At 67.0% G+C, this 11,121-nt stretch carries 9 protein-coding genes and 2 pseudogenes; 4 read left to right on the top strand and 7 right to left on the bottom strand.

Going from position 1 to position 11,121, the window contains the following annotated elements; genetic code table 11:
- Positions 1–64: 64 nt before the first annotated feature.
- From hutI to CXY80_RS17590, 5 genes are read right to left on the bottom strand one after another with little or no spacing between them, the layout of a single operon-like run.
- Positions 65–1,228, bottom strand: coding sequence for an imidazolonepropionase (gene hutI / locus CXY80_RS17610; RefSeq protein ID WP_104133241.1), 1,164 nt, complete (start codon positions 1,226–1,228; stop codon positions 65–67).
- Positions 1,225–2,544: a formimidoylglutamate deiminase gene (locus tag CXY80_RS17605; RefSeq protein ID WP_104133240.1), complete on the bottom strand. Its 1,320-nt coding sequence runs from the start codon at positions 2,542–2,544 to the stop codon at positions 1,225–1,227. The genes hutI and CXY80_RS17605 overlap by 4 nt, the downstream gene beginning before the upstream one ends.
- Complete coding sequence (locus tag CXY80_RS17600) at positions 2,541–3,731, bottom strand: allantoate amidohydrolase (RefSeq protein WP_104133239.1); 1,191 nt, start codon at positions 3,729–3,731, stop codon at positions 2,541–2,543. Before CXY80_RS17600 ends, CXY80_RS17605 begins: the two co-directional genes overlap by 4 nt.
- 2 nt (positions 3,732–3,733) lie before the next feature.
- Positions 3,734–5,416 carry a urocanate hydratase gene (hutU, locus tag CXY80_RS17595; protein WP_104133238.1) on the bottom strand — a complete coding sequence of 561 codons (1,683 nt, stop codon included), beginning with the start codon at positions 5,414–5,416 and terminating at the stop codon, positions 3,734–3,736.
- A 58-nt stretch (positions 5,417–5,474) separates the two neighbouring features.
- On the bottom strand, positions 5,475–6,131 hold the full coding sequence (locus CXY80_RS17590) for an IclR family transcriptional regulator (RefSeq protein ID WP_104133237.1): 657 nt from the start codon (positions 6,129–6,131) through the stop codon (positions 5,475–5,477).
- Positions 6,132–6,641: 510 nt separating this feature from the next.
- On the opposite strand from CXY80_RS17590, the pseudogene CXY80_RS20345 reads away from it, so the two are divergent.
- Both CXY80_RS20345 and CXY80_RS19230 read left to right on the top strand, forming a co-directional pair.
- A pseudogene (locus CXY80_RS20345) lies at positions 6,642–6,794 on the top strand (ABC transporter ATP-binding protein); the annotation flags it as partial.
- A gap of 141 nt (positions 6,795–6,935) precedes the next feature.
- Positions 6,936–7,106, top strand: a pseudogene (locus CXY80_RS19230) (DUF2277 family protein); the annotation flags it as partial.
- Here CXY80_RS19230 and CXY80_RS17575 read toward each other — a convergent pair.
- Both CXY80_RS17575 and CXY80_RS17570 read right to left on the bottom strand, forming a co-directional pair.
- Complete coding sequence (locus tag CXY80_RS17575) at positions 7,103–7,540, bottom strand: hypothetical protein (RefSeq protein ID WP_104133236.1); 438 nt, start codon at positions 7,538–7,540, stop codon at positions 7,103–7,105. The pseudogene CXY80_RS19230 and the gene CXY80_RS17575 overlap by 4 nt on opposite strands.
- 37 nt (positions 7,541–7,577) lie before the next feature.
- Positions 7,578–8,072, bottom strand: a complete 495-nt coding sequence (locus CXY80_RS17570; protein WP_104133235.1) for a hypothetical protein — start codon at positions 8,070–8,072, stop codon at positions 7,578–7,580.
- 94 nt (positions 8,073–8,166) lie between these two features.
- Between CXY80_RS17570 and CXY80_RS17565 the strand changes: the two genes are divergently transcribed.
- Together CXY80_RS17565 and CXY80_RS17560 are read left to right on the top strand one after the other, a co-directional pair.
- Positions 8,167–9,903 (top strand): Ig-like domain-containing protein, encoded by a 1,737-nt coding sequence (locus CXY80_RS17565; RefSeq protein ID WP_104133234.1) that lies wholly within the window; start codon positions 8,167–8,169, stop codon positions 9,901–9,903.
- Positions 9,904–9,927: 24 nt separating this feature from the next.
- Positions 9,928–11,070, top strand: a complete 1,143-nt coding sequence (locus tag CXY80_RS17560; RefSeq protein WP_104133233.1) for a threonine synthase — start codon at positions 9,928–9,930, stop codon at positions 11,068–11,070.
- Positions 11,071–11,121: the final 51 nt, after the last annotated feature.

Here is an 11,121-nt window from a genome sequence, read left to right as displayed (position 1 = left end):
TCGCTAGAGCGGGAAAAAGGTTGCTTCGGGTGTGCTGAAGCAGCTATTTTCTCGCTTTCGCGGTTCAGGCCACCCGCACTCCCCGTCTCCAGACGTTTGCGGTCAGCGGCACGCCGGGGCGGTAGGCCAGGTGCGAGATCGACGGGGCGTTCAGAACCTGCAGGTCGGCCAGGCCGCCGACCCGCAGCGAGCCGACGGCATCCGTTCCCTGATCGCGGCCGAGCGACGCGGCCGCACCACGGGTCGCCGCCCAGACCGCCTCGGTCACGGTCAGCCCCATCTGCAGCACGGCGGTCGCCACGCAGAACGGCATTGACGTGGTGTACGAGGTGCCTGGATTGCAATTGGTCGCCAGGGCGATGGTCACACCGGCGTCGAACAGCTGGCGGGCCGGCGGAAACGGTTGCCGGGTGGACAGGTCGCAGGCCGGTAGCAGCGTGGCGACCGTGGCCGACGCCGCCAGTGCGTCGATATCGGATGGCTCCAGGTAGTTGCAGTGGTCAACGCTGTGCGCGCCGAGTTCAGCGGCCAGCCGCACGCCGCCACTGAAGCCGAGCTGGTTGCCGTGCACGCGCAGCCCGAGGCCGGCGGCCCGGCCGGCCAGCAGCACCTCCCGCGTTTCTTCCACGTCGAACGCGCCCTGCTCGCAGAACGCGTCGATGAACTGCACGTAGGGAAGCACCGCGGCGAGCATCGGCCCGGTGACGAGGTCGAGGTAGTCGCGACGATCCAGCCCGGTCGGCACGATGTGGGCGCCGAGATAGCTGACGACGTCGGCGACACGGGCGGCGGCCCGGGCCGACCGCGCTTCACTGTCCACGTCGAGCCCATAGCCGGTTTTGGTCTCGAGAAAGGTGGTGCCCTGCGTTTCGGCTTCGTGGCGCAGGCCCAGCGCTGTGGCTACAAGCTGCTCCTCGGACGCCGCGCGGGTTGCGGCGACGGTCGTGTTGATGCCGCCGGCGGCGTACTTCTGGCCGGCCATGCGGGCTTCGAACTCTGCCGAACGGTCGCCGCCAAAGACGAGGTGGGTGTGCGAGTCGACCCAACCGGGCAGAACGGCGCGGCCATCGACATCCGTTCGACGATCGGCAGCCGGAGCCTGGCTGGCCGCACCGATCCAGAGGATGCGGCCGTCGCCGATCACGAGTGCCGCGTCGTGCCGACGCTCGCCGGACTCATCGTGCGTGGTCAGCTCACCGATTCCGGTGATGAGCTCGGTGCCGCTCATTCGCCGAGCCTTCCAAGCGCGTCGGCCATCAGCTCCGACGGCCGCGCGCCGCCGACCAGCCGACCTCCATCGGCCACGACCTGCCCGCCCACGATGACCCGCAGCACATCGGAGGCGGTCGCGGTCAGCGGAAGCTGCTCGACAGACGATCCGACCGTGCGCACGCCGGCGGTGCTGATCTCGACCAGATCGCACGGGTCGCCCTCGCGCATCGTGAGACGGCCGAGCCCGAGCGAGGCATAACCGGCGCTCGTGGCCGCGGTGAGCAGGGCGGTCGGGGCAAAGCGTCCGCGCTGTCGCGAGGCCAGCCGCTCGCCCATTTCCAATCCGCGCATCTCCAAAAACGGGTCGATGACGGCGTGCTGATCGGAGCCTAGGGCAATCGGGCAGCCCGCCTCGGCCAGGGCGAGCGCCGGACCGATTCCGTCGCCGAGATCGGCCTCGGTGGTCGGGCACATTACGACGGTCACGCCGGCGTCGCCGAGCAGCGCGCGGTCCGCGTCGCTCAGATGCGTTGCGTGCACCACACTCAGTCGCGGTCCGAGGGCGCCGAGCGAATCGAGCACACCGGTCGGGGTCAGGCCATACGCCGCGAGGCAATCCGCGTTCTCCTGCGGCTGCTCCGACAGGTGCACGTGCAGCGGAACGTCCGCCGGCAACCCGGCGAGCACTTCACGCATCGCCTCGGGCGTGACGGCACGCACCGAGTGCAGCGCGGCGCCGAGCGTCACGAGGTCGTCGTTCCCCAGTGCTGCGCGCAGCGAGTGCCATCGGGCCAGCCAGCCCGCCGCGTCAAAGTCGCCAAACGCCCGCTGTTCGGGTGCCAACTCCTGCCCGAATCCGCCCTGCAGATACACCGTGTCGAGCAGCACCAAACGGATGCCGACGGCCCGCGCCGCCGCCGCAAGCGCCAGTTCCATGGCGTGCTCCGTCTCATACGGTTCGCCATTCGCGCGGTGATGCACGTAGTGAAACTCACCGACGGCGGTGTAGCCGCTCACGAGCATCTCGGCGAACACCGCCGTCGCCAGCGCCTGGTACTTCAGGGGGTCGAGCTGCGCGGCGACCCGGTACATCCGCTCGCGCCAAATCCAAAAATCGCCACCCTCGGTGTGGGTCTGGCCGCGCAAGGCCCGGTGAAACGCGTGCGAGTGCGCATTACCGAACCCCGGAAGCACCGTTCCCAAACGGATGTCCGCGGCCTCCGCCCCGTGAATCTGAACCCGAGAGATGCGACCGTGATCGTCGACCTCGACCCTCACCCCGGTCACGGCGACCCCGTCGATCAGCAGGGTTTCGCACCAGAAGTTGCTCATAGCAGATCCCTCAGCAGCAGTTCGAGCGCGTCGATGCCGGCCACGCAGTCCGCGGCTTCGGCGAATTCCTCCGGCGCGTGGGAGATTCCGGTCGGGTTGCGCACGAACAGCATTGCGCTCGGCACGTGGGCGGCGAGCACGCCGGCATCGTGGCCGGCTCCGGTCGACAGTTGCGGCACCTGGCCGAGCGCTTGCGCGAACCGCTCGCGCAAGCCGGGGGTGAACTGCACGGCGCCGGCCCAGGATTCCTCGGTGAGGGTGGCGGAGCATCCGTTCTGCTGGGCGGCCTGCTGGGCGCGGGCTGCAATGTCGGCCACGAGCAGGCGGGTTTCTTCGTCGGTCTCGGCGCGGGCGTCGAGCCAGGCGTGCACCGAACTGGCGATAACGTTGGTTCCGCCGGGGATCGCTTCGATGCGGCCGATCGTCGCCCGGGTTCCCGGGCGACCCAGAGCGGCGGCCTGCACACCCACGATGGCCTGGGCAGTCGCGACCATCGGGTCGCGGCGCTCGATCATGGTGGTCGCGCCGGCATGATTACCCTGGCCGGTGACGGTGAGGCGCCAGCGACCGTGGGCCAGAATCGATGATGCCACGGCCACCGGCTGGTCGAGGTCGATCAGGCCGCGGCCCTGTTCGACGTGCAGTTCGATGAACAGTCCGATGCGTTCTAGTGCAACGAGGTCAACGCCGAGGTGCGCCGGGTCGACACCAACTTTCCGGGCGGCCTCGGCCAGCGTGACGCCGTCACGGTCGGTCAAGGCGCGGGCCTGATCGGCGTCGATCGCTCCGGTGAGCAGCCTCGAGCCGAGGCAGGCGATGCCGAAACGGGAGCCCTCTTCTTCGGCGAACATCAGCACCGCGCACGGCCGGGTCGGCACGAACCCGCTCGCCTGCAGCCGGCCGATGGCCTCGAGCGAAGAGATCACGCCGAGCGGCCCGTCGTAGGCGCCGCCGCCGGGAACGGAGTCGAGGTGGCTGCCGGTGACGACCGCATCCGGTCCTGGCTGACCCCACCAGGCCCAGAGGTTGCCGTTGCGGTCGGTTTCGACCTGCAGGCCGAGCCGTTCGGCGCGTTCGACGAACCAGGAGCGCAGTTCGAGGTCGGCCACCTGCCAGAGATGGCGGGAGTACCCGCCGCGCCGGTGGTCGCGGCCGACCTCGGCGATCTCGGCGAGACCGGCGAGCACGTTTAGTCCTCCCACATGGGCACACGCAGGCCGCGGTCGCGGGCCACTTCCTTGGCCCGCTCGTAGCCGGCGTCGACGTGCCGCATCACTCCGGTGCCCGGGTCGTTGGTGAGCACACGCGCGATCTTCTCCGCGGCCAGCGGGGTGCCGTCGGCGACGATGACCTGCCCGGCGTGAATGCTGCGGCCGATTCCGACCCCGCCGCCGTGGTGAATGGAGACCCAGGTCGCGCCGGAGGCGGTGTTGAGCAGCGCGTTCAGCAGCGGCCAGTCGGCGATCGCGTCGGAGCCGTCCAACATACCCTCGGTCTCACGGTAGGGCGAAGCGACCGAGCCGGAGTCGAGGTGGTCGCGGCCGATCACGATCGGGGCGCGCAGCTCGCCGGAGGCGACCATCTCGTTGAATTTGAGCCCGGCCAGGTGGCGTTCCTGATAGCCGAGCCAGCAGATGCGGGCCGGTAGGCCCTCGAACTGCACCTTTTCTTCGGCCTTGGTGATCCAGCGGTGCAGCCCGGCGTCGTTCGGAAACAGCTCCAGAATGGCCTTGTCGGTGGCGGCGATGTCGGCCGGGTCGCCGGAGAGGGCCACCCAGCGGAACGGGCCCTTGCCCTCGGCGAACAGCGGGCGAATGTAGGCGGGCACGAACCCCGGAAACTCGAACGCCCGCTCGTAGCCGCCGAGCTTCGCCTCGGCCCGAATCGAGTTGCCGTAGTCGAAGACCTCGGCACCGGCATCCTGAAATTCGACCATCGCTTTGACCTGCTTGGCCATGGCGGCGCGGGCGCGCACGGTGAACTCCTCCGGGTTTTCGGCCGCGTAGCTGTGCCATTCCTCGACGGTGACGCCCTCGGGCAGGTAGGAGAGCGGGTCGTGCGCGCTGGTCTGGTCGGTCACGATATCGATCGGCACTTTGCGGGAGAGCAATTCGGCGAACACGGTCGCGGCATTGCCGACCAGACCCACCGACAGAGCGCGGAGTTCCGCCTTGGCCGCGAGCACCCGGGCGATGGCGTCGTCGATGTCGTCGGTCATTTCGTCGAGGTAACCGTGATCGACGCGGCGCTGCAACCGCGCCGGGTCGACGTCGACAATGAGCACAACGCCGTCGTTCATGGTGACGGCGAGCGGCTGCGCGCCGCCCATGCCGCCGGCCCCGCCGGTGAGGGTCAGCGTGCCCGCCAGGGTGCCGTTGAACTTCTTGGTGGCCACGGCGCCGAAGGTTTCGTAAGTACCCTGCAGAATGCCCTGAGTGCCGATGTAGATCCACGATCCAGCGGTCATCTGCCCGTACATGGTGAGCCCCAGGTGCTCGAGTCGGCGAAACTCCGGCCAGGTGGCCCAGTCGCCGACGAGGTTGGAATTGGCGATCAGCACCCGCGGCGCCCATTCGTGGGTGCGAAACACGCCGACCGGTTTGCCCGACTGTACGAGCAGGGTTTCGTCTTTCTCGAGGGTTTCGAGGGTACGCACGATCGCGTCGTAGCACTCCCAGTTGCGGGCGGCTTTGCCGGTTCCGCCGTAGACGACGAGGTCGTCGGGGCGCTCGGCAACCTCGGGGTCGAGGTTGTTCATGAGCATGCGCAGCGGGCCCTCGGTCTGCCAGCTCTTCGCGGTCAGTTCGGTGCCGCGGGCGGCGCGAACGGGGCGTGGGGTGTGGGTGGTCGGGTGCGACGAGGTGTGAGTCATAGGTGGGGCTCCCTTGTTCTGGCGGGGCAGTGGATGGTGCGGGAAAGTTTCAGGGTGATCAGCGGGCGTAGAGCTGGCGCGCTTCGCCGAGCAAGAGCTGGCCGATACGTTCGATACTTGACGTGGTGATGCGGTAGCTCGGAACGACCACACTGAGGGCGCCCACGATGCGGTCGCCGACGCTGATCGGTACCGCTATTGCCGTGACGTCACGCTCTACACCGTCACTCACGACGCAGTAGCCGGTGTCACCGGTGCCGCCCTGCAGGGCCTTCCCCGAGGCGCTCGAGTCAAGGGGAAACTTGCGGCCCACCCAATTCGAGTGCCGAACGGAGTGGGTTCCTTCGACAATGGCCACGTAGAGGCCCTGTCGTCCCGGGGCCGGGATGCTCAGATACGCGGATTCTCCGGTTTGTTCGACAATTCGCGTCATCGGATCGCGACAGAGCGCCACGAGTGATTCCTGACTCAGGGCGAGTACGCCGAGCTGCACGATCGCCACTCCTGGGCGGTAGGAGCCCTCGTCGTCACGGCGAATAAAAGTGGCTGCCTCGAGGGTGCGCAAGAGGCGAAGTGCTGTGCTGGCGGAGAGATCGACCGCTTTCGCGGCTTCACCGAGGGTGAGTGAGCCTCGCTCGCAGACGACGCTGAGCAGAGCGAGGGCACGCTCGGCCGTTCGCGTGGTCGTGTCTGGTTTGCCGGGTACTGCGCTCATGTCAAGCTCCTCGTGTTTCCATGCCACTCACAATTGCATTTAGTAAAACACTTATTTCATTAGATGACAAGAGAATTCAGTCATCACTGTCGGTTGAACGCCGGTCCGGTGCTCGCAATGAGTGCACAGTCAGCCTGTGGAGCGGATGTTTCGCTCAGGTAACGTGATCATTACCATCTGACGAGACCTTGACATTGTTTGGCACTGGCCGTTACTTTTCATAGATTGACAATGAAGTTTCATTTTGAACGCCTGTGCGTCGTTGTCAGCCAGTACCTGATTCAGTAACCTCCCCGACCATGTCGGAGGAGCTCAGCGTTTGTTGCACCCAGACCAACCCTCACCTCGTCACGAGTTTCCGGGCGGCGCTCGCGGAATTGTTTGCGTATGCATCCGCTAATGAAGACGCTGTTCGGGAGATTATCCAGAACTACGCTTCGCTCGGCCCTGAGTTTGCCGCCGCGGTTGGCCTGTCGCGGCACCAGCTTCGAAGCACTGCGCGACGTGAAGATCACGACCCTGTTCGTCACGCACGACATCGACGAGGCCGTGTACCTGGCCGAGCGCGTCATCGTGCTGTCGTCGACGCCCACCATCGTGCAGCGAGAGAGGGCCGTCGACCTGCCCGGGGAACGCGATCAGCTCGCCACCCGTTCGCTGCCGCATCCGCAGCAGCGATCAACGATGACTGCCTCGGGTGGACACAGCGCCAGGGTCTGCTCGACCAGGAACTCGGTTCGGCCACGCGGCACGAACACGCCCGCGTCGACCAGAATGTGCCGGCCGCAGAACTCGGCCCAGCCCACTCATCCGTCGAAGGCGAACGAAGAAGCCTTTGAGCTGGCCGTGCACGAGATAGCGCGCATCTCTCGGCACCTGCTCGAAGATCTGGTGAGCTCCGCACCGCCGAAAAACCGGGAAATCGAGGCCGAGAACGCCAAAGCGCGCTCGCAGAAGCGGTTTGCTGCGGCCTAGCGGGTGTGACGATCCGCGTAGAGCACCATCACGGCCGCCACCACGCTTGCCGCCGCGCCAAAGGCCACGCCGAAGGCGATGGTGATGCCCGCATACAGTCCGTCGTCCAGCATCGTCAAGACTGCGGCGATCGTCAGGGACAGCAACACCACACCGCCCATCGCGCCCAATGCGGCCGCTGTCGTGCGCAGGCGCCGCGATTTAGTGAGCTTTCGATCAGCAATCGCCACCGCCACGAGACCGCCCAGCAAAGCGACCGCCCCGATAACGAGGCCGATCACGCCATAATTCGCCATGGAACGCACGACAAACCAGAACCGAAACTCGGTTTCACCGCTGCCGGCGTCGGTCATGACGACTGCGACGCAGGCCGCTATCAGAAACCCCACGATCGGTGCGAACACCGCGATGCGCCAGTAGCGCCGAACTATCATGTGCCCACCCTACGTTGCGACGGTTCGCACCGGCATTCTAGAAATCGACCCAGGCGCTGGGCAGCGGATGCTCCAGCCGCTCTGGCCGGGTGCGCTCGCTTCGTCGCTCAGCCCGGTGCACCAGAAACGCTGCCGCGATCCCCGCCGCGGTAGCGAGCGCCACGGTGAAGGTGATGATGAGGTACGCCCAGCCCGCTCCGATTATCCCCTGCACGGTGGCGAACACGATTCCGAGAATCAGCACGCCACCGGCCGCACCGAGGGAGGCCAGGGCGGTGCGCGCACCCGACGATTTTGCGAGGTGCCGGTCGAGGCCGCCAACCAGAACGACGCCGCCGACCAGCGCGGCGATGCTGACGACCAGGCCGACGGCACCGAAGCCCAGAATCGCCCGCACGACGCCTTCGATCGTCTGGCCGGCTCGCGCCTGGGGGTTACTGCCCAAGGACATCACTCCCACCACGGCGGCACCGAGGAGGAACCCGATCACGGGCGCAACCAGCGCGATGCGCCAGTAGCGGTGAACCATCATGGCTCCCACACTATGGCGCGCCGGCCCTTGAAGGGGTGGGCGAACCGCATTATCGTTGGGGTCGAATCGTGGCCAGCACCGGAAGGACACGAAGATGACATTTGTTCGCGCTCCGAAGCCGTCCCGCATTATTCGCCGTAGTCTCGCCGTGCTCGCGTTGGGTGCCATTTTCGTCACCGCGTTTGCACCGCTGCCAGCCAATGCCGCCGACGCCGTCACAACGCCGACAGCAGTGCAGACCACAGTGCAGACCGCCCCCGATCTGGCCAAACTGTGCGCCAAGCTCAAGATCACGGTCGCCAAGACCCTCCTGTGCAGCCACGGACCCGACCCGGTCGAGGCGTTCGGCGGCGCGGCCAGGCTGAAACAGACAGCCGCTGCGGCAGAAGAGAGCGTTCCCGCCGCACCGGCCTCTGAGCTGACCGCACTGTGCAGCGCCGGCGGTGTGAGTGGTACGCGCATCGAGGTGATCTACGGGGTTCCGCAGGATCGCACCAACCGGTACGCAACAATGTTGGCCCCCCTGCGTGACGTGATGCGGCAAGTGAACAACAATCTCGAGGCAGCGGATGCCGCTACCAGCCAGAACTACCGCTTTTTGTGCACCAACGGCGTCGACGTCACGGTGCGCAACGTGACCCTGCTGCCGGTCGGATCCGACGCCACCTACGACTTCAACGACTACGTCTGGAGCCTGCAAAATCAGGTCGCATTCGGGCTGGGACCGGTCGACTTCATCGCCAATGATCGTCTGTACATCACCTATATCGATCAGATTCAGGATGTCTATCCCTACGGGGGTCAGGGTGAGCTCTCGATCGACGACCAGCCGAATCCCGCGCTGAACGCCAACAACGACACCCGGCCGCGCTATTCGATGTCGGCCTACCTGGACCTGCTCGTGATCGTCCACGAAATCGGCCACAATATCGGGGCGGTGCAGTACTCGGCGCCGCATTCCAGCCAGGCCGGCCACTGCTACGACGAGGCCGACCTCATGTGTTACGACGACGGCGGGCCGCACTTCGCCGCGGGCGGCACCCTGACCTTCACCTGCCCGGGCACCGAATGGGCCATCGACTGTCACGACGAGGACTACTATTTCTCGGGCACGCCGCCCGCGTCGAACTACCTGGCCACGCACTGGAACACCGCCAGGAGCGGTTTTCTAAGCCCGATCGTGGCGGCGGAGGTCCCGCCGACCGTCACGGCGAAACCACCGGTCAGCCTGGCCACCCGGGTCGCGCAGACCGCCAACGCGACCGCAACCTTCAGCGAAGCCGTGCAGGGGGTGTCGACGACAACGATGCGGGTGAAGAATCCGGCCGGCACGGTTCTCTCCGCCGCGGTCAGCTACAACGCGACCACCCGGGTCGCGACGCTCAATCCGACCGCGACCCTCGCGCCGGACACCAAATACAGCGTCAGCCTCACCGGCGGGGCCGCAGCAATCCGTGACGCGACGGGCACACCGCTGGTGTCAACCAGCTGGAGCTTCACGACCGGCCCAGCGCCGACGATCACCACGCGCACTCCCGCCAGCGGGGCGACGGGTGCCAGCCGCACCGCGAGTGTCTCGGTGACGTTCAGCGAGGGAATGGCGGGGGTGGCGGCATCCACTTTCAGGCTGAAGAACACCGCGACCGGCGCTGCGATCGCCGCCGTCGTCTCCCGAAGCGGCACAACGAATCAGTGGATTCTGAACCCGGGCAACACCTTGGCCGCCACCACCAACGTCACCGTCACGGTCACCGGCGGCAGCAGTGCCGTGCGTGATCTGGCCGGCAACCCCGTCTCGACGAGCATCTGGAGGTTCACCACCGGCAGCTGACGGCGGGGCAGCTAGCATCGAGGGATGCCTGACCTTGTCTGCTCCGAGTGCGCCGCCGTCTATCCGGTCGCGAGCCTGGTCTGGCGCTGCACCTGCGGCGGCCTACTCGACGTCGCCGAATTCGACATTAAAGTGGATGCCCAGGCGCTGCCCGGCCGCGCCCCCTCACTCTGGCGCTATGCCGAGGCGCTGCCGATCGCCGTCGACCCGGCGATCACCCTGGGAGAGGGCTTTTCGCCCCTCGTGCCGTCCCGCGCTCTCGCCCACGTACAGCTCAAACTCGACTTTCTGCTGCCGACGCTCTCGTTCAAAGACCGCGGCGCGGTCTTGCTCGCGACCCTCGCCCAACGGCTCGGTGTGACCAACGCCATGGTCGACAGCAGCGGAAACGCCGGCACGGCGATGGCCGCCTATTTCGGGCGGGCCGGCATCGGCTGTACGGTCTACGTTCCCGAATCCACCTCGCCCGGCAAATTCGCGCAGATGCGGGCGCACGGCGCCACGGTCGAGCTGGTACCCGGCTCGCGCGCGGATACCTCCGCGGCGGCCCTGCGGGCAGCGGGCCGACCCGGCGTCATGTACGCGAGCCACGTCTATCACCCGTACTTTGTGCACGGCGTGAAAACGTACGGCTATGAGATCTGGGAACAGCGCGGGCGCTCGCTGCCCGAGACGGTGGTGGTTCCGGTCGGCAACGGCACACTGGTGCTCGGCTGCTACCTCGCCTTCAGCGAACTGGTCGCCGCTCGTCTCGCCGAGCGGATGCCGCGGATTGTCGCGGTGCAGGCATCCGCTTGTTCGCCGCTGGAACAGGCCATGGCGCAGGGATTCGCGATGCCCGCGGCGGTTGACGGCGGCGCCACGATCGCCGAGGGTATCGCCATCGCGGCGCCTCCCCGGGGCCGGCAGATTCTGTCCGCCGTGCGTGCCACCGGTGGCACGATCGTTTCCGTCAGTGACCGGCAAACCGCGGGCGCGCGCCAGGAATTGGCCGATGAGGGACTCTTCGTCGAGCCGACCTCGGCTGTCTGCTTCGCTGCCGTGCGCGCCGCCGTTGATTCGACGTTCGACAAAGCCAGCCCCACCTGGGCGGTGGCCGCGAGCCTGCTCACGGCCGAGTCCGTGGTCGTGCCGCTGTGCGGCGCCGGCCTGAAATCGCCTGTGTGATGAAGGACTTTGACGACGACGGTCCCGCTTGCCCGGCCTGCGGCACCGAGA

The organism is Cryobacterium sp. M91 (assembly GCF_002929615.1).
Lineage (GTDB): Bacteria > Actinomycetota > Actinomycetes > Actinomycetales > Microbacteriaceae > Cryobacterium > Cryobacterium levicorallinum.
This window is presented reverse-complemented; position numbering and strand designations above follow the sequence as displayed.

Coding starts and splice junctions, on each gene's coding strand:
- CXY80_RS17570 (WP_104133235.1), bottom strand. CDS start 8,072: ATGATGGTTCACCGCTACTGGCGCATCGCGCTGGTTGCGCCCGTGATC.
- CXY80_RS17575 (WP_104133236.1), bottom strand. CDS start 7,540: ATGATAGTTCGGCGCTACTGGCGCATCGCGGTGTTCGCACCGATCGTG.
- hutU (WP_104133238.1), bottom strand. CDS start 5,416: ATGACTCACACCTCGTCGCACCCGACCACCCACACCCCACGCCCCGTT.
- CXY80_RS17560 (WP_104133233.1), top strand. CDS start 9,928: ATGCCTGACCTTGTCTGCTCCGAGTGCGCCGCCGTCTATCCGGTCGCG.
- CXY80_RS17565 (WP_104133234.1), top strand. CDS start 8,167: ATGACATTTGTTCGCGCTCCGAAGCCGTCCCGCATTATTCGCCGTAGT.
- hutI (WP_104133241.1), bottom strand. CDS start 1,228: ATGAGCGGCACCGAGCTCATCACCGGAATCGGTGAGCTGACCACGCAC.
- CXY80_RS17605 (WP_104133240.1), bottom strand. CDS start 2,544: ATGAGCAACTTCTGGTGCGAAACCCTGCTGATCGACGGGGTCGCCGTG.
- CXY80_RS17590 (WP_104133237.1), bottom strand. CDS start 6,131: ATGAGCGCAGTACCCGGCAAACCAGACACGACCACGCGAACGGCCGAG.